This window comes from Ignavibacteria bacterium (genome assembly GCA_015709655.1).
Taxonomy (GTDB): Bacteria; Bacteroidota; Ignavibacteria; order Kapaibacteriales; family Kapaibacteriaceae; genus OLB6.
This window is the reverse complement of the sequence record CP054181.1, coordinates 2,795,694-2,818,175: the sequence shown is the minus strand read 5'-3', so window position 1 is coordinate 2,818,175 and position 22,482 is coordinate 2,795,694. Positions and strand designations below refer to the sequence as shown.

Annotated in this window: 20 protein-coding genes; 9 read left to right on the top strand and 11 right to left on the bottom strand. The window is 48.2% G+C overall.

Going from position 1 to position 22,482, the window contains the following annotated elements; genetic code table 11:
• Positions 1 to 4: 4 nt before the first annotated feature.
• From HRU79_11390 to sprA, 5 genes are all read right to left on the bottom strand, one after another.
• The gene (locus HRU79_11390) at positions 5 to 367 is read right to left on the bottom strand and encodes an acyl-CoA thioesterase (GenBank protein QOJ27215.1); all 363 of its coding nucleotides are present in this window, start codon (positions 365 to 367) and stop codon (positions 5 to 7) included.
• Positions 368 to 428: 61 nt separating this feature from the next.
• On the bottom strand, positions 429 to 1,400 hold the full coding sequence (locus tag HRU79_11385; GenBank protein QOJ27214.1) for a ParB/RepB/Spo0J family partition protein: 972 nt from the start codon (positions 1,398 to 1,400) through the stop codon (positions 429 to 431).
• Positions 1,401 to 1,403: 3 nt separating this feature from the next.
• Positions 1,404 to 2,189 carry a ParA family protein gene (locus tag HRU79_11380; GenBank protein ID QOJ27213.1) on the bottom strand — a complete coding sequence of 262 codons (786 nt, stop codon included), beginning with the start codon at positions 2,187 to 2,189 and terminating at the stop codon, positions 1,404 to 1,406.
• 23 nt (positions 2,190 to 2,212) lie between these two features.
• A complete protein-coding gene (locus HRU79_11375) occupies positions 2,213 to 2,773 on the bottom strand; it encodes an NUDIX hydrolase (protein ID QOJ27212.1) in 561 nt (186 codons plus the stop codon).
• Between the two features lie 76 nt (positions 2,774 to 2,849).
• The gene (gene sprA / locus HRU79_11370) at positions 2,850 to 9,587 is read right to left on the bottom strand and encodes a cell surface protein SprA (GenBank protein QOJ27211.1); all 6,738 of its coding nucleotides are present in this window, start codon (positions 9,585 to 9,587) and stop codon (positions 2,850 to 2,852) included.
• A gap of 194 nt (positions 9,588 to 9,781) precedes the next feature.
• On the opposite strand from sprA, the gene HRU79_11365 reads away from it, so the two are divergent.
• The 9 genes from HRU79_11365 (at position 9,782) to rimO (ending at position 18,858) form a co-directional block, all read left to right on the top strand.
• A complete protein-coding gene (locus HRU79_11365; GenBank protein QOJ27210.1) occupies positions 9,782 to 12,379 on the top strand; it encodes a hypothetical protein in 2,598 nt (865 codons plus the stop codon).
• A gap of 2 nt (positions 12,380 to 12,381) precedes the next feature.
• The gene (gene hrcA, locus HRU79_11360; protein QOJ27209.1) at positions 12,382 to 13,434 is read left to right on the top strand and encodes a heat-inducible transcription repressor HrcA; all 1,053 of its coding nucleotides are present in this window, start codon (positions 12,382 to 12,384) and stop codon (positions 13,432 to 13,434) included.
• Between the two features lie 74 nt (positions 13,435 to 13,508).
• Positions 13,509 to 14,048, top strand: coding sequence for a nucleotide exchange factor GrpE (locus tag HRU79_11355; protein ID QOJ27208.1), 540 nt, complete (start codon positions 13,509 to 13,511; stop codon positions 14,046 to 14,048).
• Positions 14,049 to 14,052: 4 nt separating this feature from the next.
• Complete coding sequence (dnaJ, locus tag HRU79_11350) at positions 14,053 to 15,207, top strand: molecular chaperone DnaJ (protein ID QOJ27207.1); 1,155 nt, start codon at positions 14,053 to 14,055, stop codon at positions 15,205 to 15,207.
• 25 nt (positions 15,208 to 15,232) lie between these two features.
• A complete protein-coding gene (locus HRU79_11345; protein ID QOJ27206.1) occupies positions 15,233 to 15,736 on the top strand; it encodes a ComEA family DNA-binding protein in 504 nt (167 codons plus the stop codon).
• A gap of 8 nt (positions 15,737 to 15,744) precedes the next feature.
• Positions 15,745 to 16,536, top strand: a complete 792-nt coding sequence (locus HRU79_11340; protein QOJ27205.1) for a hypothetical protein — start codon at positions 15,745 to 15,747, stop codon at positions 16,534 to 16,536.
• Positions 16,533 to 17,087: an RsmD family RNA methyltransferase gene (locus HRU79_11335; protein ID QOJ27204.1), complete on the top strand. Its 555-nt coding sequence runs from the start codon at positions 16,533 to 16,535 to the stop codon at positions 17,085 to 17,087. Before HRU79_11340 ends, HRU79_11335 begins: the two co-directional genes overlap by 4 nt.
• Before the next feature lie 8 nt (positions 17,088 to 17,095).
• A complete protein-coding gene (gene coaD, locus HRU79_11330) occupies positions 17,096 to 17,584 on the top strand; it encodes a pantetheine-phosphate adenylyltransferase (GenBank protein QOJ27203.1) in 489 nt (162 codons plus the stop codon).
• Positions 17,581 to 18,858 (top strand): 30S ribosomal protein S12 methylthiotransferase RimO, encoded by a 1,278-nt coding sequence (gene rimO, locus HRU79_11325; GenBank protein QOJ27202.1) that lies wholly within the window; start codon positions 17,581 to 17,583, stop codon positions 18,856 to 18,858. The genes coaD and rimO overlap by 4 nt, the downstream gene beginning before the upstream one ends.
• Positions 18,859 to 18,872: 14 nt before the next feature.
• Here rimO and HRU79_11320 read toward each other — a convergent pair whose 3' ends face one another.
• The 6 genes from HRU79_11320 to HRU79_11295 form a co-directional block, all read right to left on the bottom strand.
• A complete protein-coding gene (locus HRU79_11320; protein ID QOJ27201.1) occupies positions 18,873 to 19,244 on the bottom strand; it encodes a hypothetical protein in 372 nt (123 codons plus the stop codon).
• Between the two features lie 6 nt (positions 19,245 to 19,250).
• Positions 19,251 to 19,934, bottom strand: coding sequence for an ABC transporter ATP-binding protein (locus HRU79_11315; protein ID QOJ27200.1), 684 nt, complete (start codon positions 19,932 to 19,934; stop codon positions 19,251 to 19,253).
• Between the two features lie 3 nt (positions 19,935 to 19,937).
• On the bottom strand, positions 19,938 to 20,954 hold the full coding sequence (gene pheS / locus HRU79_11310; GenBank protein ID QOJ27199.1) for a phenylalanine--tRNA ligase subunit alpha: 1,017 nt from the start codon (positions 20,952 to 20,954) through the stop codon (positions 19,938 to 19,940).
• Between the two features lie 4 nt (positions 20,955 to 20,958).
• Entirely contained in the window at positions 20,959 to 21,303 is a 345-nt protein-coding gene (gene rplT / locus HRU79_11305) for a 50S ribosomal protein L20 (GenBank protein QOJ27198.1), read from the bottom strand.
• Between the two features lie 64 nt (positions 21,304 to 21,367).
• Complete coding sequence (gene rpmI / locus HRU79_11300) at positions 21,368 to 21,565, bottom strand: 50S ribosomal protein L35 (protein QOJ27197.1); 198 nt, start codon at positions 21,563 to 21,565, stop codon at positions 21,368 to 21,370.
• 38 nt (positions 21,566 to 21,603) lie between these two features.
• Complete coding sequence (locus HRU79_11295; protein QOJ27196.1) at positions 21,604 to 22,257, bottom strand: translation initiation factor IF-3; 654 nt, start codon at positions 22,255 to 22,257, stop codon at positions 21,604 to 21,606.
• Positions 22,258 to 22,482 lie beyond the last annotated feature (225 nt).

Sequence of the window (22,482 nt, the reverse complement as noted above, 5' to 3'; positions counted from 1 at the left end):
AATGTCATACGTTATCCTTGGCTACTGCCTGTACTATTTCCCGGAAATGCTTTGGCGGACGAACAGGCTGCCATGTCTCCGAGTTGACAAAAGTGTGTTTCGTAAACCCCGTTACCAGTACCTGCTGTCCTTTGGTAATAACGTAGTCGATGTGCATGACGGCTCCATGATCAGTACAGTACGTGGCCTTCAAATCCAGAACATCGTCGTACCGGGCTGGCTGCAGATACCGGGCCGAAGCCTCAAGTACGGGCATCAGGATACCGGTTTCCTCCAGACGGGAATACGGAATTCCGGCGGCTCTGAGCATTTCTGTGCGTGCAACCTCAAAATAGCTTAAGTACACACCATGGTATACCACACCCATTTTATCTGTATCAACGTACCGAACCCGAATTGATGTTGTATGTGAAATTGTTTTCCCCACCTTAGGCCTTGGAATCTAATGTTGTAAACAACTCTAACAGCCGTTCCAGTTCTTCAACACTGAAGAACTCAATGTCAACCGATCCCTGCGTCTCATTCTTCATGCGAATCCTGACCTGCGTACCAAAAAGATGCCGTAACGATGACTCGATATCCTGTAGGGCAGCATGGTTTTCACCTTCAATTTCAGGCCGAATCCGCTGTCTGCGCACCGGACCGCCCTGGACAATGTCTCCGTTTTTTTCAACCTTCTTCCGTCCTAACTCTATATCCTTAACCAGCGCCTCAGTGCGCCTAACCGAGAGGTCGTGAGTAACAATCTCGGACAGTACTGCAACCTGACTGGCTTCGGTAGACAGTGCAAGCAGTGCCCGAGCATGGCCCATGGAAATTGTCCCGTTACGCAGCTCTGACTGAATCTCTGGTGGCAGGCGCAGCAGTCGCAGCATATTAGCCACCGTGCTTCTGTCCTTGCCAACTCTCGTGGCTACATCATCCTGTTTAAGACCACACTCATCAATCAGCAGCTGATACCCTAATGCAACCTCCAGCGGATTCAGGTTCTCTCGCTGTACATTCTCGATAAGTGCAATTTCCAGCATCTGTGCGTTTGTGTTTACTTCGATGATGTAGGCCGGAATTGTTTGCAAGCCGGCAAGTTTCGAAGCCCGTACGCGACGCTCCCCGCTGATGAGCTCATAACCATCAAAATGTTTACGAACCGTTATCGGTGTAATAACACCGTGAATGGCAATACTCCGAGCCAATTCTTCAAGCCGTGCATTATCGAAATCCTGCCGCGGCTGCATTGGATTTTTCCCAATAATTTTATCAATCTCTATCAATGCTATCGAGGAACTGCTTTCTGAGTCATCAACGCCCGTAAGTGACGTCTGCCTGCTTCGTTCCTGCTTCATTACATCTTTAGGGATCAGTGCTCCAAGCCCCTTTCCCAAGCCTAATCCGGGTTTCATACGCTATTCAACCTCCGTTGGAATAATACCATTCCGTGTAAGGATTTCGGATGCCAGGTCCAGATAGTTCTGGGCACCGATACTGGATGCTTCGTATAAAAGAACAGGTTTTCCATGGCTTGGCGCTTCGGACAGCCGTACATTCCGAGCAATCACGGTTCGCATAGCCTTATCTTCGAAATGTCGGCGAACTTCGTCAACAACCTGATTGGATAGGCGTAGTCTGGAGTCGTACATCGTCAGTAACACTCCTTCAATATCGAGTTTCGGGTTTGTACTCCTTCTAACAATTGCAATCGTATTCAGCAGCTGACCAAGCCCTTCCAAGGCATAAAACTCACATTGAACTGGTATCAGAACACTATCGGCAGCGGTCAGGGAGTTTAGGGTTAACAAGCCAAGTGAGGGTGGACAGTCGATAATGATAAAATCGAAGTCATCCCGAACTGCATCGATTGCCGTACGCAACAAGTATTCGCGCCCCTTTACGTCAACAAGTTCAATCTCTGCTCCAACCAGATTGATATGTGACGGTACCAATTGCAAGAACGGCATCATTGTTGGAACGATTGCATCCTTTATTGGAAGTTTATTTACTAACACCTCGTAGATGGTTTTCGTTAGCTCAGTCGTGTCAACATCATATCCATGCGAGGCATTAGCCTGAGGGTCAATGTCAATAAGCAGTGTTCGCTGTTCAGCCGCTGCCAGCGAGGCAGCAAGGTTTACAGACGTTGTAGTTTTTCCTACTCCACCCTTCTGATTAGCAACTGCAATTACTTTAGCCATTGTGATTCCTTTATTCCAGTCTGTTAATTTTTATGCATTAGGTAGTGTGTTACTGCACTGAGGACCAGAGAGTGCCGTACAATGCCCCGTTGGATTAACGAAAACAGTTCCTTTTCGGCAACAAGTCGAACCGATATATCTTCTAATGCGTCGAGGTTCTGCTTGCCGGTATCAGCACAATTACGCCACAAGTAGGTAAAGCACTGATTAGTCATAAAGGCTGGATTTGCATCCGTCTTGCCAATCAGTACAGCAGGTTCGGGAGAATACCAGCCTGTTTCTTCCCTGCATTCGCGCTCTGCGGCCAAGCGTGGGTCTTCGCGTAGCACTACAATGCCTCCGGGTACCTCGAGTGTGACCTCTGCAGTTCCGTGACGAAATTGCTCAACAAGAATGATTTGGTTATCGCCCGTAACCGGCACAATATTTACCCAAAGCGGCGCACTGGCAATCGTAAATGTACCCGTTCGGCCATCAGCTGCATGCCGGCGAACTTCGCGATGCACCCGCATAACGGTGTAGTCGGTTTCCGACTCAGCCGAAATCCGTTCCCAGCGAGCAATATCATTCGAGCGATGTGGCATAGGCACCTGTGGTAACAAACAAACGAAAATAGCGATTAGAAACCCAACGTACGTACTGTTTCATGCACGTTTCACGCTACCTTCCTCCGGATATGGATAATCGGATATCTACACCGAACTGAGTGGAACTGAAGCCGGGTGTAGAGGCGCCTTCCGAGAAGTTGCCTTCGTAGCGAATAAAAGCCGAGGCCGTAACGCGATTACTGATCGTATATCGTGCCCGAGGTTCAATGGTAAGTTGTGTTGTGCCGTTTACGGTACGGGCCTGCGTAAAAGGATACTCATCAACTTCGAATCTCGCCTGGATATTTTTTCGCATCTGGGTAAGAAGCGAAATCTCAAGATCATTTTTCAGTTCCAGCCCAATAAACCGCAGGTTCATGCCACGCTTTAAATACGATGCCTGAATTTGTAGCTCATGGGTGTTTTCCTGTTGAATCACTCCACGAGCTCCTCCGGAGAGCGAATGCGCCTGGGTAATCGAGTACCGCGCTGTTGCTGTTAACATACCTTCCAGTGCCCTCTCGTCAAAACTCAGGTTTAATCCTATCAGCGGCGAAAATCCTGTACGTACTTCCTGAACGTCGGTTACCCTTCCGTTGTCAGTTATCGTTGCAGATTCTTTATATGTGCTTTGGTAACCGTGTTCCAGGAAAATCCGCTGTGCAATACCCTTTAAGAACCACAGCTTCTCGATACCATCCCACCGCAGCGTCCAGTTTAAAGCAGGCAATACCTTGGCAGCCTCACCCGACCATAGTTGAAAACTTTCAAAACCTTCTCTGAAGGAAGTATTCAGAGCCTCTAATAGTAGTGTGTTCCTGTCATTTTCGTTGGCAGTTGCCATAATGACTGCCTTCCGCTCGTTATACATCCGCAGGACATTATCTACATTGTTATTGGCAAGTGAGAATGGGAAGAAGTTTGGAAAACTGATAAATGTTCTGTCAATTATCTGCCTTTTGAGTACGTTCGTAAACGTAGGATTTCCAAATTGATCGGTAATGACACGTTGATTGATCGAAAAGCCGATATCAGTTTTTGCAATGATGTCAAGCGTTGCACCAGGCCAGAGCGGTCTGTTGGTTTGAAGTTGGAAGGTGGATTTCGTATCGTAGTTGTCCATCATTACCCCGTTGGGCGGTCGCAGTCCTGGTGTGGTTTCGAACTTGAAAAACGGGAATGCAGAGCTGCCGGCAAGAACAACATTGCCGTGAGGCTGGTAGTTTAGGCCAAGCTGGTAGGCTGTACTCGGACCCCACGATGGCTGGTTGGCCCTGAATGTGACTGACCGTGCCCAGAAGTTCGTAAAACCGGTTTCACCCATAACGCCGCCGTTGGTAGCATTGCTGTTCTGATTGAACAGGAAGGTGAAATTCTCGAAACCAAAGAAGATATCCTTCAAAATATAGCCTAGTGTGCCAAGCGTGCTTTTGTCTGTATGCTTGATGGGGCCGAACAATGACTGCCCAAACTGCCCCCATCGGAAAACGGGGCTAATCCTGAACTGGGAATTGAATCGGGCATTTCGAACGATGTCGCGCTGAGCCGGATCAGGCGCAAGCGGATCAACCAGACCAAAGGTAACGGAATACGAGGCAGTGGTCTCGATCAGCCGGTCCAATCCGGCTATGGCAGGAAGCCGTGGACGCATTGAAATTGTCACAACCTGATCATACTGACCGGTTTGGCCAAAGTTGAACAGGCGACCATTACTAAAGAACATTTCACCAAACAACTCCGAAGCAGTCCGTTGTCTGCCATTAATATCAAGTTCCAAAGGTGCCAGCGTTGTCGTGTTCGTTAGCTTGTAATCAATAGTGGGATTGAGTAAGCCATTCTCTACAAGACGCCAGTTGAAGCCAACGGACTGGATTCCGATAAAGTTTCGTACGATCGGACTTGGGTACGATAAATACCTGCTCTGCTCGGTCGTCCTTCCCCGTTCAAAACCGGCATTTGCCGTCACGTTCTGCGGGAGGAAATTAAACTTCACGTCCTTATAAATCTTTAATCCGTAAACTCCATCAAGAAATTTAAAGGGGCTAACTGTAACTGTATTGGGAATGGTAACCGCATAGTCTGCTTTAAACCTCCAGAGCCATTCAAAACGGCTTTGTACAACCTGGGTACGCTGATATTCCTGAGCATAACTAAAATTAAACGTCAACTTGTTTAATATATCGTCAGCATACCATGCCGAGGATGGAATTCCAAGTTTAAGACCAGTTATTGCCCACTGATCCTGAATCCTGAGGGTTTCGGAACGTTCTATTACCTGGCGGGCTGCCTGGTTTGCTACTTCTTCCGTAGCCCCTTTCCGAAGTGTATCCACCCGGGTTGCTTCAGCAGCAGCATCAAGGAGCACGTCGTTCTGCGCCTGATACCGTGGTTGCTGGAAATACTCCGAGTGTGTATAGGTTATCGGGATCTTAGCCCCCTTCATTTCTTTAGGCAATAGTTTTTCAAGCGAGCTGTTTACCGTGACATTCCACGATGTAACCGTGTTGCGGTCGCCAAAGCGTTCTTCCAGTTTATGGAAGTTGGGTGTTCTTACATTGACGGCTGCGGCAACGTCAGCAAGGTCAGCAAGGTTTACACTGGCAGTAGCAATGGCTGCCCAGTCTTTATCACGTATGGGATCAACAACACGAAGCTCATCAACCCACATACTTGTTGTAAGCTCACTGGGATAGCGTTCGGAAGGGTTTTCGATTCCAAATGCAAAAAACGATACTCTGTTTAGGATTGGACTACCCTTGATTGCGTAAACTGCCGACGGATCGTTGGGGACCGGAAACTCCTGGCGTTCGTTAATTCGGGTGGCATCCCGAACCTGCTTAATAGCGGTTAGATTCTCAACGGGAATTCTAATATCCTGCCATCCGCGCAGTAGTGGTCTGCGCATTTCATAGTAGTTGGCGGAGTCCACACCAAACCGAATAAAGGCATAAGCCGGCGGGATCGAATTTCCGTCAATATGATCCGGCATGGTATTATCACCATGGATAAAGAATGCTAACTCTTTGTAATAAAACAAATCCCAGGGGGTATATCTGCGTGCTGCCATTCGTTCTTCGCCGTACTTCATGTTTTGCACGTCAATCCGAAGTGACTGCTCGTTCAGATACAGATTGGCAAACGGGTCCGGGTTTTGCAACTGTTGCGGCGGGCTAACCCCCGGTGGCATGGAATAAAAGTCGGGGGCATCCTGATTTTCTTCGCGGTTAACGTAGGCAACTTGCAGGACCGAGTCAGTTTCACGAAGTCCGGGCTGAAAGTTATGGCGTGCCAGCCAGTATGATCCTACAACACTCCAGTCTGCTATTGCCAGTTTCACCCGTCCGCCACGAAATGCAAGCCGTACATACTGAATATTGGTATAGAGCGGGTTTCCTACAACTGTGTCCGGACGGCGGACCGGAATACGGAATAGATACCATCCTTTGTCAGGATTCCCGCCGATAATCTGAGGGTTAGTTGCCGGATTGGGATCCAGACGAACCTCGTACCTGAAGTACGAGTTGTCAAGCATGATGGTTTGTCCGTTGTTCTTATTCAAAATCTCGGTATCGGGAAACTGTCCAAGTTCCGACTGGGTTGAGTTGTTTTCGTAGTTATTATACTTAATAAACTGTGATTCGTTCTGGTTCTGCCTGTCAGCACTAAAATCAAAAAAGTAGTCATCGCGCGCAGGGTCTGCTTCCAGATTCAGCGGATACGGATAGGACTCTTTCTCCTGTTGGTTTGACAAGGTATCAAGTCCTATGTCTTCACCTTCGTCGATGATATTATTCGGCGGATATCTGTCTTCGGTATTGAGTTTCTGGTTTGGTATTACATCTTCCGATATCTGACCCAGGTCAATATACATTTTTGACCCTGGTTCGTAATCTTCGATCTTCATCATGATTTCGATGTAATCAATGTTATCGTTATCGAAATTGGTGTTAAAGGGTGACAGCAGGCGCATCAGTCCGCCCCAGGTTCTGGCACTATTATCATAACGATAATTATTAGCAGCATCTCGTACCTGTAGTGAGTCTGGATCAAACCAGTGGGGATTTTCACTATCAAGAAACTGAGGGTTCATGTTGTAGATGCCGCGTTTGGCTGGATCGAACACGATCCGCATTGGGTTAATATTCGTTTGTCCAAGGCGCTGCGACCTGTTTGGGTAAACATCACTCTGCGGGACATCAGGAACAAATCGCTGATACCAGAAGGTACGGCCACGGAAATTCTGTGCAGTAGTATCATCGGTCCATAGAGTAATATCCGGGAATGGACTACTATGTGACCACACTCCAGGAGTAAGACCAAAGCTGATAATTCTGCGTGCTCCCTCAAAGTCGTCTACATACGCAACCGGTTTTCCATCGTCTGAAAGTACGCTGCTCTGACGTTTATTGGGGTTAGGGTTAACCATTGCCCATTCGCCCTTAAGCACGAAATTGCTCTTGGTTTTTGTGTCGATAATTGGCAGGTCATCGATAAACCGAGTAAGCCAGGGCAAGTTTGCATTTAGCTCAGTGTCAAACCCCCACATAAGGTTGGCATTGGGTTCCTGGTTTGGCTGCACTCTGTCCACGAGAGCTGCCACGTCGTAGTTCATCAGGGTCATCCCAATCCTGCCGGTAAGATTTCGCTTTTTAAAGAGCTGGTAATCGGCCCGCAATCCGGCAAGTGTTCTGGTTGTCAGATTGAACACATCGTTGCGTTCGTATTCTACCGAAAGGTTTGCGTTAGGCAGAGTAGCTCTGGGATTTAAAAGCGATAACGTTCCTCCGTAGTAATCAACCGAATAATCAACTCCCTCGCGCAGGTCTTGTCCGTCAAGCTTTACTTTCACCGATCCCGGTGCGACATTAAAGGCAAGAGGTATTCGGCTTCCTGAAGCCGTTCCGGATGCTTCACCTACGATCAGAAACCTGTCTTTTGCCGTATTGAGTCTGGCTGCCTGATCAGTAGTATCATACACTTCGTTAAATACATACTGTTCTGCAAGCTGAGCATTACCCTGTTTTGCAAAGTATTCACGTAAACCATCACGGAATGGCTCACGATTGGGGAACGTGATTTCACCTCGTTGGGGATTAAACACCGGCTGGCGGGCATCAAAAATCCCGTCAGGCGGTAGGGCTCCGGTACTGTTATTCACCTGGTCTAGCTTAAATATCGTTACAACCTTATCCGGAGCCCCTTCCAGAATATCGGTAGAGTCATTGGTATTGCGGTAATACCACATCCCGATGTTGGCATCAGTTGGATTTACATTGGTAAGGCCAACGGTGTAAACATTCTTCATTAGCCGCTTCCAAAGCGTTTTAAAACCGGGCTGCATTGCCTGCCGGGAAACCAGCTTCAATATCAGCGTGTCTTTTTCTCCTGCATTCCGAGGCAGCGTGCCAACGTACAAATCATCTTCATCTGTTAAGGCCGACTCGCCTTCGTAGCGATACGAAACAGCATAGAACCGGTCGGAGCGCAAATTCAGAATGGTGAGCGTACCCAGGTTAACATCAACCTCGTAGCGTTTAGGATCCAGCTGTACAAACCTGCCACGTTCCACTTCCCCCGCCTTGATGTCGCCATTCTTCATCGCATCGGGATATCGCTGTCCGCGTTTATATTGAATCGGATCCAGATCAGCGTATGCAACTGCTTCGTTTGCCTGCACCACACTCACCTCGGTTGTTGATTCCCATACAACAATTTCCTTTACAACCAGCGATCCGGTGCTTGCCGGTAAAACGGGTGGGAACGTTGAGTAAAACAAGTCCCATACTTTAAAGTATGCCGTATCCAGGAAGAAATGATTCCGTACATAATCGTAGGCACGTACGGCAAAGTACGACTTTGATGAGCCGCCAGCTGCGTTTAGAAACTGTCGTTCGGAGCGTCGTTGTGATGCAATCGTTTTAATGTAGAGCGGACCAAACTGAAAATCAGCTCTGATACCAAATAAGGTTTGCCCACCACCAATAAGCGTACTATTGGTTTCCAGATTTACATTGCCGAACTCAACCCGTTTTATAATATCGTCATCATAGCCCTCGTATCCCACCTTAAACCGGTTATTAAACTCAAACTGGTTGAGTGTATTCCAATCGGTATTAAACCGGAATTTATCGCCGATTCTGGCGCTGACATTAACCTGGATATTCTGGCTAAAAATTGGCGAAGACTGGGTCTGCCCCAACACAGAAGCAGTACCAAGATTCTGGGTGTCCCAGCGCCAGCCAGCACGCACATTTACCTCACCGTTCACGTTAATGCCAATTTCCGGTTTACCGAAAATTCCAAATATCGGACTGGGCGGAAGCGGGATGGTAAGGTTAGTAGCCTGATCCAGGAGTTTAAGAATCTCGTTTTCCGATTTAACCTTACTTAACTCATACCGCACCAGCGAAGAATCCTTGGCACTGGCATACAGCTCAAACGGTCTGCGTCTAAGGTAGTCATCCAGGTTTTCAATCCGTGGCAGACCCAAAGGCAGTCCCTGGATATTGTCACGCAGGGTAATTGTCTGCAGCAGTGAATCAACCGTCCCTGATTCAAGCAGACCCGGTGGTCGCACCAAACGTCCGGCAGACTTACCTGTTCCGTAAAATTCTGATCGTCTAAACCCGGACGGAGCTCCAAATCGTGGAATGTCGGTATTAGTTGGGTCGCCAAAATCCAAAACGGTTACTGAATCTGTGCGAACACTGTCAGACGCAATAGCACGGCCCTTCACCAAGGGGTGGCATAGTACAAAGAAGAGCGCAAGGAACAGCGCTCCGGCATGATGATTTAATTGTCGATCGTTCACGACCGGCTATTCACAATCAGAGAATAATGGAAGCATGAAAAGAAAGTACCAAACAACGTGAATAGCATGCCTTATTAGTGTAGAAAAACTTTCGCAAAGATAGATGTAGCGTAGTTTTGTGAACAATTTAACGTGTGAGCAAATACTTGAGTGTTAATGCCCACGAATCAACTAACGTGCCTAGTTTATACCGAATGCTGCAAAAATCTACGGTACTATTACTGCTCCTATGCGTTGTAACAGCGGGGTTCGCTGTTGATTTTCACAAATATTCGCCGCTTACGCCCCGACAAATTTCCGTGCTGATGCCCACCGAGACGCGCACGGTTATTGACCTCAGTGGTACGTGGGACGTGGTCGAGGATGGACAGCCCTCTGGTACTGTGGCAGTACCGGGTACCGTTTCGGGTACAGGACCAATCACACTCCGAAAAACAATTAATCTGAAAGCAGAAACAGTTAAGCGGTTTTCCTGGCAGCTTGAGTTTTTTGGTATCTCGGATGAAATCCAGGTTCGGATCAACCAAAAAGAGCTGGTACGTCACCCGGGAGGCAATGCACCGTTTACCGTAGTTATTACCGACAGGATGCTGCAGTCAGGCTCCAATCAGATTGAATTGGTCATCGGACCAACGGGTTCACTAATTACTTCAATCCGTAGATATGCGCCGGCGTCGCCAAAACAATGGACGGGTGTTACCCGTGAACTCTTCCTGGTCGGGACTCCACATGTTTCAACAGCCGAGGTTCGTACCTCCACTTCATACAGCCAGAACTTTTCCTCGGCATCGTTACTGGTGACGACCTCGATCAGGGGTGCAAACGTTGAGCGAATTTCAAATCCGACAGATACTGCGAAGTCAATTCAGCAAGGCATTGTGGATATCGATGTCGAAACAATTGTCCGCAACAAACAAACCGGAGATGTTGTTTCCAGGGACTACAGAAGCAATCTGAAGGTAGAGCGTGCCCGTACCGTAGTCATGAATGCCGACTTGCATATTGCAAATCCTCAATTGTGGTCGCCGGAACAGCCTAACCTTTACGAGATCGAAGTACGTTCGTTATTTGCCGGCCGTGTTATTGATGTGTACAAAAAACTGATTGGCTTACGGTCAATATCGGTGGCTGGTGCACCTGCGCAACGACAAATCAGGTTAAACGGCAGACCATTCTTTGTTTATGGTGTTTCGTATGTTGACGAATATCCTCAGGTTGGACCGTCAATGTCGTGGCGCCAGATGGAAAACGACGTCACCCTTTTAAAAACACTGGGTGCCAATACTGTCAGGGCTGTACGAGGCTGTCTGCATCCATACTTTATGTATCTGTGCGACGTTTATGGTATCATGGTCATGCCTGAAATTGATGCTAGCGGGATCCCCACGCCACTGCTTCAGCATGACGAGGTAAAGGCATACCTTGAGAACCATGCCGACCTGCTTGCTACATACGTCAGCTCGCATCCGTCGGTACTGGCATGTGGGTTAAGCACAGGCTTTGAAGAAGGTTCGCCCATTGTTTTGGCATATCATAAGACCGTAGCTGCATTATTCCGTAAGCACATCTCTGTTCCGTTGTACAAGGTTGTCCCTTCAACACAAATTTCTAAGTTGAACGAAGGGGGCTTTGATTTCGTGGTGTTATCGGCAAATAGCAGAAGTGAGCAGAATTCACTACAAACGGCTTTCGCATCGGCAAAGAACTCCGTCAGGTCAGCCGCCCTGCTGTCACTTGTCGGCTTCCCGGTTTCACCTCAGAACTCCAACGGATACAGTGATCCCATATCGCTTGAATCACAGGCTGTTGCAATTCGTGACGGATTAACGGCTGCCAGAACCAATGCCCTGGCTGGAATTATCATAAACACGTTTGCGGATTACTCACTCGAACTTCCCACCCTGATGGTGGATGGTAACAATCATTATATTTGTACGGCAGGTTTATTAGACGCCTGGCGTCAGCCACGGGTTGGTTTTGACATGTATAAAGCTCTGATTAACGAAGAGAAAGAGCCACTGCTTCAGGCACGCAATTTCACCGACTCAACGTCGAGCCTGTTTCTTGGCACAGGTATCGTGCTGGCGCTGATCTTAATGCTCATGGTAAATCGCTCGCGGAGATTCAGAGAGTACTTTATCCGCTCTCTTGTAAGGCCATACAATTTCTACGCAGACATCCGTGACCAGCGTATTCTTTCAACAAAGCAGACAGCGGGCCTGGGTATCGTTATTGCTGCCGGATCCAGTTTAATCCTTGCATCCACCCTATACTATCTCCGTACCGATGCCAGGATGGAATACCTTATGCATTTGTTCATCTCGGATGGAATACTTTTCAGCATCGTTCGCTGGGTGGCATGGAACCCGCTCCTTGCCATTATTACTGGAACAGTTTTTTGCCTGGGTCTTCTGGCTGCAACGGCCGGCCTGCTCAGAGCGGCTGCAATCTTTTCTCAGGGACGTATCTTGTTCAGGGACTCATTCACCATTGTTGTTTGGGGGGCAGTCCCGCTCCTGATGTTAACACCAATTGGTATGGGACTCTATGAGCTTCTGGCCTCCGATACAATATCAGTGTGGATTCCACTGCTTATCGTGAGCGTCATGCTCTGGTCATTATTTAGAATCCTTCGGTCAACAGCCGTGGTTTATAATGTTTCATCACTTGCCGTACATGGCATTGGTCTGGGATTTATTACGCTACTGTTAATTGCATTTATTACTGTTTGGGAGCTTCAGTTTGATATTCTGGAGTTTCTCGACTATTTCAGAAGTGTTATGGTTTTGTAACGATGGGTTTGTATGTTCCTGATGACCGCGATCTTAACGAGCGCGAACGAACAATCCTTCAAACGGTGATTCAGCTGTTTGTCCTCCATGCGTCACCGGTAGGTTCACGCGTGCTTTCACGTCACCTGGAAAAGGAACTAAACCTAAGTCCCGCCACCATACGGAATGTTATGGCAGACCTTGAGGCAATGGGATACATTACCCATCCGCATACATCAGCGGGGCGAATGCCAACCGACAAAGGGTATCGCTTTTATGTAGACACCCTACTGGAGTTCTCGCTTCAACCTCAGGTAGAACAACATATCGTGGACGAACTCTCGAGTAAACCACGGGAAACCCTACTGAGGGATGCCTCAAAGGTATTGGGGAAGCTAGCCAAGGCACTGGCTGTTGTTAAGGTTCCCAAAGTTTCAGAGGCACTGATCACCAAGGTGGAACTCATCTCCCTTTCGTCTGATAAAATTCTTGTTATTATTGCTCTGGATAGTGACCTTATTCGTACAATCACACTAGAGTCAAACACCGTCATTGACCCCACTGACCTAGAAGTCTTAAGTTGTTTTCTTAACGAGAAGCTCGCAGGTAAAACACTGTATTCACTGTCCGGTATCCTGCCGTATGCATCTGCTGATACCGACGGCCCAACCGGCAGCCTGCTTCGGTTGTTTGTGGACGAAGTGGGAAGACTTTCTACCACTGATACCGAATCAAGCGTTCATGTTGCGGGAGCACATCAGCTGTTGGAGAATCCGGAATTTGGTGATCCGGCACGGATGCGCAGCGTCATCGAACTGATGGAAAATTCGGATGTTATCGTGCACCTTGTAGATGCCGTCCCCTCAACCAGCGGTGTTGCTGTTCGGATTGGGAATGAATTACAAAACGAACAGCTGGCAGACTACAGCCTGATCACTACAATGTATCGTGTAGGTTCAGCCACCGGATCGATTTCACTGATTGGTCCAAAACGTATGGACTACGTTCACATGATGGGCTTGGTTCAAACGGTGAGTGGAGTTTTGCACAGCAACCTTCATGGCAAGGTGTCATAATTACTCGCCACGTAAATCGTCTGTGGCATTCTGCCAAGCAATCTTTTATCATATTTCTATCTTTTTTGCGCACTATGACTAATTCCGACGGTCAGACCGATGAAACAAACATGCCGGATAACGATATTCAGGAACAGGATGAACTCGCTGCACTACGTGCTGAAGTAGCCGAATGGAAGGAGCTAAGTATCCGCCGTAGTGCAGAGCTCGAAAATTTCCGGAAACGTACGGCAACTGAAAAAGAGTATTTGACGCTATATGGCGCTGAGCGCTTTATTTCAAAACTCCTACCGGTGTTCGATGACCTGAATAAGGCATTGGAGGCTGCTCAGAATTCACCCGATCATGCGCTGCTCAATGGTTTACAGATGGTTTACAACAATGCCCTGAAGGTGTTGGCAGAATCAGGAGTGTCTGTTATTGAGTGTAATATTGGTGATCCGTTCGACGTGAATATCCATGAAGCTCTGATTCACGTGCCAAGCGACCTGCCGGAAGGCCACATTACTCAGATTATCGAGCGCGGCTATCAATTCCATGATAAGGTGCTGCGACACGTAAAGGTAGTAACATCGTCCGGAACACCACAGAACGAATCAGACGTAACGGAGTAATACGGTGACAAAGAGAGACTATTACGAAATTCTGGAAGTGTCAAGACAGGCTACCGACGCTGAAATAAAAACGGCCTACCGGAAAATGGCAATGCAGCATCATCCGGATAAGAACCCGGATAATCCTGAAGCCGAAAGTAAATTCAAGGAAGCGGCCGAAGCGTATGATGTGTTGAGTAATGCCGAAAAGCGGGCACGGTACGACCGCTACGGTCATGATGGCGTCCGTGGTATGGGTGGCGGCAACGGTGCTGCAGGTTTTACCGACATCAGCGATATTTTCAGTGCATTTGGCGACATCTTTGGTTCCTCGGTATTTGGCGGAGCTTTTGGCGGGCGCAGCCGCTCTGGTAGGCGGAATCGCGGTGAGCCGGGATCAGACCTACGTGTTCGCATTTCACTGCGTCTTGAAGAAATCCTGAATCCTGTAGAGAAAACAATTAAACTTCGTCACTATGTTACCTGTACGTCGTGTTCCGGAAATGGAAGCAACTCGGCTGGTGGGTGGACACAGTGCGGTTCGTGTAATGGCACAGGTGAGGTGCGGCAGGTCTCCCGGTCAGTATTTGGGCAGTTTGTGAATATTTCACCATGTGGTGCCTGCGGAGGAATTGGCGAAATTCTAAAAACACCGTGTACGGAATGTAAGGGCGAGGGCAGGGTTGAGGGCGAAGAGAACATCCAGGTTACAATTCCTGCCGGAGTGGCCACTGGTAACTACCTCAATGTAAACGGTAAAGGTCATGCAGGCCGACGTGGGGGGCCGCCCGGTGATGTTCGCGTTGAGGTCGAAGTTGAAGACCACGAAGTATTTGAGCGGCAAAACGATGATGTACACATGGACCTGCCAGTATCATTTCCGCTGGCAGCGCTGGGCGGTACGATCCAGGTACCTTCGCTGACCGGGCCTACGGAAATTACTATCGACGCAGGAACCCAGCCGGGTGCCGTTCTCAGGCTAAAAGGCAAAGGAATTCCGCATGTTCAGGCCCGAGGCAAAGGCGATCAGTACATTCACATTAATGTATTTGTACCAACCACACTCTCGGCGACAGAGAAAAAAACTCTGGGTGAACTGTCACAAAGTAAACACTTTGTACCACCTTCACAGCAGAAAGACAAAGGTTTTTTTGATCGCGTGAAGGAAGCGTTTTCGTAATGAATACAGGAAACGCTTTTGTACAATGAAGCGTTTCCTGGTTACCATACAAAACGAGACAGGTCTTACCCGTGCAGAACTGGTAATTGTATTAACCATTTTTATTACACTTGCCATCGGGTGGCTTGGCAACATTATGCAGAGCAGTCAATCCACCCATACGACGGTCGCTGTTGAGCGTGTTATTGATTTGCTTGACTCGCTTGCGGCCAGTACCAGAGCTGGATCCGACTCTGTGGTCATAACTCCACCTTCGGCTTCTACCTCCCGCAGTTCCGAGTTAGGTCAGCACTCAAGAGCACCAACAACACAAACAGAACCGTCGAACCTTTTCAGGCGACCCGTTAATCTGAACAAGGCAACACCAGCACAGCTTGATAAGCTTCCTGGCATCGGCCCTGCTCTTGCCGGGAGGATTGTTGCCGAACGTGCCAAAGCCCCCTTCACATCAATTGATGACCTGCGCAGAGTGAAGGGAATTGGAGCAAAAAAACTTGAAAAGCTTCGTCCCTACGCCGTTGCACCGTAATTTCACAAATGCCTTATTGCGACTTTCTTCATCCTTTACGCTCAATTCGGGTTGGCTGGGAAACCTGTGACGGTGAAATCAGCCTGATCGAGTACACCGAACGTGAGCCGGATTTACTGAGCCCGGATGAGCAAACGGCAGTGGTAATCACTCCCGCTGCAGACCTTGTGGTACACCGTTTTCCAACGATTCGGAGAACGGCTCACCGCTATGTATTCGAGGCCGAGCAGTTTTTTACGGATGCGGAGCGCAGTGCAATGAACCTCTTTTCCATAAAAGGGGCTGACACATCCGCCTCAAGGCAGTGGGACGTTATCATGGGATACAGCAGCCGCGGACTAACAAATCCCGTAAACGAAATCGTGGCAGCATGCATGGCCACTGTTCCCGACGGTGATTGTTTTGTGTGTGGTGTATTTCCGGACAGGATTGTTGTAGCCCTCCAGCAGGGCAGCATTACTGATATCCGATCTGTGTCATGGCGCAACCGGTCAGTAGGCGAAGAATTACGTGCCACTCTCACACTGATGGCACATGACCACCTTGTAAGCTCGTTGCCTCTTGTGCTATTCGGTGACGCACTATCAAGACAGACACTAAATATTCTTATGGACCAGAAGCCGGCTGCGGCTGGTGAAATCAAACGCTTACAACCATTCAGACACATCAGCAGTACGCTTGATGATGACAGCAACCGCAGAATACTTTCACGTACTCACATCCTGGGGTGCATTGTCGGCGCCATTTTTATGCACGAGAACTCCTATCCTAATCCCCTGCTGCCGGTGAGTATCACATGAGTCTGAGAATTATCAGCGGCATTTGGAAAGGACGAACGCTGCCTCCGCCGCATACCAACGGTACCAGACCCAGTACTGACACGGTTAGAACCATGGTGTTTAACTATGTAACTGCATGTACCACGATAGACGGAGCCATAGTCTGGGATTTATTTGCCGGGACCGGTGCATATGGTTTTGAATGTCTAAGCCGAGGTGCCACAGCATGTACTTTTGTGGATTCGTCTGCTATTCAGTGTAAAAAATTGCATGATTTTGCCGCCAGGGTTAATGCTACAGGCCATGATATTGTTCGTGGGACCGTACGTGATTTCATACACTCACAGAGTAACAACAGCAGCCAGCCAACCATTGTATTTGCCGATCCTCCGTATGCAGACCGGGTGTGCAATGCCCTGCTGAACACACTAACGTCGCATGTTGCTGATTCCTGCGTATGTGTCCTGGAACATGGTCCATACGAATTCGTTCTTCCGCATGACGGGTGGACGGTACTGCAACACAAGGAAGTTGGCCAGGTTGTGTTTGACATCGTACAACGATCAGTCTAAGGATTACCATGCAAAAAACTGCAATGTACCCGGGGTCGTTTGACCCTATCACTAACGGACATGTTGATGTGATTCAAAGAGCAGCATCCATGTTTGGAAGCGTCACCATTGTTATCGCCCGCAACAGTAAGAAAACACCGCTCTTTAGTGAAGAAGAGCGATTATACATGGCTACTGAGGCACTGAAGCACCTCTCCAATGTTACTGTTCAGCTTCATTCGGGCCTTGTGGTTGACTATGCGCGCAACCACAATATCCCGGTGATCATCCGCGGGCTTCGGGCTGTAACTGACTTTGAGTATGAGTTTCAGATTGCCTTAATGAACAGGAAAATCGCGCCTGACATTAACACGATATTCCTGATGCCGCACGAGCGCTATACCTATCTGAACAGCTCGATCGTGCGGGAACTTGGTAAATACCACCAAAACCTGACTGAGTTCGTACCACCGGTTGTTGCATCACTGATTCAAAAGAAATTTCCACAAACCGCATGAACGTTCATATCATAACATTAGGCTGCAGCAAGAACACGGTTGACAGTGAAACACTCACCGGTACATTACAGGCCAACGGTCTTACTGTTGTCAATGATGCCGACTCCGCGAGTGCCATTGTTATTAACACATGCGGGTTTATCGACCAGGCAAAATCAGAAAGTATTCAAACAATCCTCGAAGCAGCCGAACTCAAGAAGAACGGTGGTATTGACACGCTCATCGTAGCCGGGTGTTTGTCGGCACGATATGCTAACGACCTTAGGAACGAAATTCCCGAGGTTGATCACGTGTTTGGAACCGAAGCCTACGAAGGAATTGCCAAGGCCTTATCACCTGACTTGAAGTACTCTCTGCTTGGCGAACGAACCGTCTCGACACCACGGGGCTATGCCTATCTGAAAATTTCAGAAGGGTGCGACAGACCCTGCAGTTTTTGTGCAATACCGCTTATGCGCGGCAGCCATCGCAGTATCCCGGAACATGACATCCTGCGCCAAGCCAGGAGCCTTGTTTCACAAGGAGCTAAAGAGCTGATATTGATAGCTCAGGATCTCACGTTTTACGGCTTAGACCGGACAGGAAAGCGCACTCTGGCCAACCTGCTACAAATGCTTGCAAACGAAAGCGGAGCTGAATGGATACGGTGCATGTATTCATTTCCAAGTGGTTTCCCGATGGATGTGATAGACGTCATGGCTGCCAATGATAATATTTGCAACTACCTTGACATCCCCTTACAGCATGCCAGCAATGAGCTCCTGCAAAGTATGCGGCGTGGGATTACACGGGAACGAACAACTGATTTACTAAATAAAATCAGAGAAAAAATACCGGACATCACACTGCGCAGTACGTTTATTGTTGGTTACCCATCCGAAACAGAGCAGCATGTTGATGAATTAGCCGACTTTTTACAGCAACACCAGCTCGATCGGGTTGGCTTTTTCCCTTACTCACGGGAGGATGACACACACGCATTCAGCCTGGGTGACCCAATTGCCCCTGAAGTCAAGGAGCAACGGATTGCACGCCTCATGGCAGTACAGTCCGAAATTTCACTTGAAAAAAACATTCAGAAAATCAGTACCGTCAAGAAGACGCTGGTGGAAGAAAAAATCAATTCGGAATGGCTGGGCAGAACCGAGTCCGACGCACCCGAAGTTGATAATGAGGTGTACATCCGGTCAGCCATACCATTAACGCCCGGCGAATTTGTTAATGTGGCGATTACGGACGCCGATGAGTTTACGCTGTTTGGCAATCTTGCTTAGGGCAGCCCGGGCTATTAAACCTTGAGGTTTTTGAAAAGGAAGACAGACATATATCCGCTCGCCAGTGCCATAACCAGAACGAGTACAATAACAGCAACGGACGGAGCATCAGCACTGCTTGCAACGTCCCGAAGGTGCACCACCGTCCTCCACACAAATGATGCCGTAAAAATACCTGCCACGGCAATTGCAGCAGGTAACGCAAACGTGCGCCGTTGTTTATGTAGCGCTCCCAACACAAGCATCAGGATCCCTCCGATAATTCCGTTTACCAGTGCCGATGCGCTACGATTTTCTGTTGCAATAAAACCCAGTGCTCCGCACACAAGCAGGAACACTCCGTAGTACATGATTCTATGGGCAACGATTCGTGGTGGAAGCATCATGTGGCTCTATTCAACGATCGTACCATCCTGAAGCCTAACAATCCTGTTTGCATGATGAGCCAACTCGATGCTATGAGTGGCAACGATAATGCTGACGTTATACTCGTTTTGCAAGCTACTAAACAGAGCAACGATTTGATTGGCATTATCAGTATCCAGATTCCCGGTTGGTTCATCGGCCAGCAATACTGCCGGAGCGTTCGCCAGTGCTCTTGCAATGGCAACCCGCTGCTGTTCACCACCGCTTAAGCGCAAGGGATGATGTTCTGTTCTGTGCAGTAATCCAACATGCTCTAAAAGAATGTGTGCTCGCTTGTGTGCCTCGGCCTTGGGCTTTCCTGCAATAAGCATTGGCATCATAACATTTTCGATAGCCGAAAATTCCGGGAGCAGATGATGAAACTGGTAAACAATGCCAAGGTAACGGTTGCGCATCGTGGCGAGCTTTCGCGGAGTTAGTTTCTGGTAACAGTAAACCTGATCCGTCACAAGCTGAATAGTTCCTTCATCCACGGTATCTAACGATGCCAGGATATGCAGCAATGTGCTTTTACCAGCACCGCTAGGCCCCATCACTGCAACAAACTCACCCCGCTTACAGGAGAACGTAACATTTCGCAATACCCGGGTTGCAGCCTGTCCTTCGGGGAAAAATGATTTGGAGACGTTTTCGGCGTGTAGTACCGTCATTCTTTACAATTGCTGCAACACTCGCACATCGTTTTGATACAGTAATCGAATATCGTCGATACCGGTTTGCATCATCACTATCCGTTCAAGGCCAAAGCCAAATGCGAAACCAGTGTATTCCTCGGGGTTGATGCCGGCAGAAACAAGCACATTGGGATGAACCATGCCGCAACCTGCAATCTCCAGCCAACCCGAATGTTTACAAATCCGGCATCCTTCGCCCTTGCATAGGAAGCAGCTCATATCAACTTCAAGACTTGGTTCAGTAAACGGAAAGTAACTGGTTCGAAAGCGGAACCGTGCATCAGCCGAGTAGAATTGCCGAGCGAATGCAGTAATGGTGCCTTTTAGGTCAGCCATACTCACATTCCTATCAATATACAGCCCTTCAACCTGATGAAACTCGGCAAGTGACCGTGACGAAACAGCTTCGTTTCGGTATACTCTGCCGGGCATAATACATCTGATGGGCGGAGCAACAGTTTCCATGACACGCACCTGCACGCTTGAAGTATGCGTGCGCAGTAACAGAGTTGCAGGGTTGGACTGCACGAAGAACGTATCCTGCATGTCTCGTGCAGGATGGTCGTCCGGGAAGTTCAGGCTTGAAAAATTATGCCGCTCGTCTTCTACATCGGGTCCGTGCGCAACCGAGAACCCCATGCGTCCGAAAATATCAACCACACGCTGAATTGTGGCCACAATGGGGTGAACCGAGCCATGCCCGGTTCTGCGGGCCGGAAGCGAAGCATCAATGGTAGGTTGCTGTTTCCGGTTCTGCTGCAATCGTGCGTTTATCGTGGCAAATTCAGTTTCAACATGAGCCTTCAGAACATTTAACTCTCTGCCTACAGCAGGTTTTTCTGATGTCGGCAGAGAGCGCATTTCATCAATCATCTGTTGTACCGTACCCTTGCGTACAAGATGTCGTAGCCGGAAGCCGTCAGCCTGTTCCACAGTACTGATCTGCGAAAGTTCCATCTCCAGGACAGCCCGAAGCTGTGCAACACGGTCCAGCATGGGTTTACCCCACTTGCTTTACAATTGCGGCAAATGCATCCGGATGATTCATTGCAAGATCGGCGAGCACCTTACGGTTTATCGAGATATTGCTTTTCTTTAGTCCGTGCATGAGGTTAGAATAGGTGGTACCGTTAAGTCTGGCTGCAGCATTAATCCGAACAATCCAAAGTGAACGGAATGTGCGCTTTTTGTTCCGGCGATCTCGATAGGCATAGGTAAGCCCCTTCTCGACATGATCGCGAACAATTGTCCAAACCTTACTTCTGGCGCCCCAGTAGCCCTTTGCGAGCTTGAAGTACTTCTTCTTTTTCTGATGCGCCGCTACTTTGTTTTTTGCCCTTGCCATGGGTTTTCCTTTAAATGTGCTGTCAGGAGAGCGGATCCCTGATCAACGATATTAATAAATATTATTACCGTAATGCCAGTGCGTGAAGAATAAGCTTTTCATTTGATGGATGAACTAGCGTATTCTGGCGCAGGTTACGTTTGCGTTTGCGAGATTTGCTGGTGAGAATGTGGCTTTTGTACGCCTTTTGCCGTTTGATGGCGCCACTTCCCGTTATGCTGAAGCGTTTCTTGGCGCCTGAGCTTGTTTTCATTTTCGGCATTGCTGTCCTTTGTGTTTAGTCGATTATGTCGTTGTAATTTATTCTTTATTCGTAACCGGTTCTGATTCAGCATCTGGAGCAGGTGCCACAACGGCCGGTTTTGATTTCTGGTTTTCTGCCTTCTTGGTGCTGCCCTTCTTTTTTAAATCGGGTGCGAGAGTAACACTCAGCATTCTACCTTCCGTTTTCATATCCTGATCTGTTTTTGAAATATCGGCAAGAGCATCAATAAATTTTTGTAACAGAGCCCTGCCGATATCCTGGTGGACGATCTCACGTCCACGGAACAGAACATTTGCTTTTACTTTATGACCATCCAGCAAAAACTTTCGTGAATGACGAACCTTAAATTCCAGGTCGTGGGTATCGGTACCGGCACGAAGCCTGATCTCTTTAAGTTCTTTTTGCTGTTGATTTTTACCAATTTGTCTGTCTCTCTTCCGCTGTTCATAAACGAACTTACCGTAATCAATAATCTTACAAACAGGCGGATCAGCCTGTGGTGAGATTTCAACCAAATCACGATCAGCATCATGGGCGCGTTGTAATGCTTCGCGAACCGTCATTACTCCATATTGCTCACCATCATCACCGATAACCCGTACTGTGGGGCCGGCAATTTCCTCATTGATTTTATGCTTACGGTTTTGTTCCGGACGCGGGGCTACGCCACGCGTATTAGGTCTCCTCAAAAGACATCCTTAATTGTATGAATAAACTGGTAAAGCACAAAGATACGGCTCTAACCCTTGTTTATCCAATAAGTTGACGTAGTTTTTTGAATAGCGAAAACACAACGTTTGGAATTGCCTGCACCGGGAAGGGGCTGTGAATTCCGCTCGATTACCGGTGATGAGCATGATGCAATACCTGTCCGACGTAATTTTACGGTTCTCAATCCGTCAAACAAGAAACTT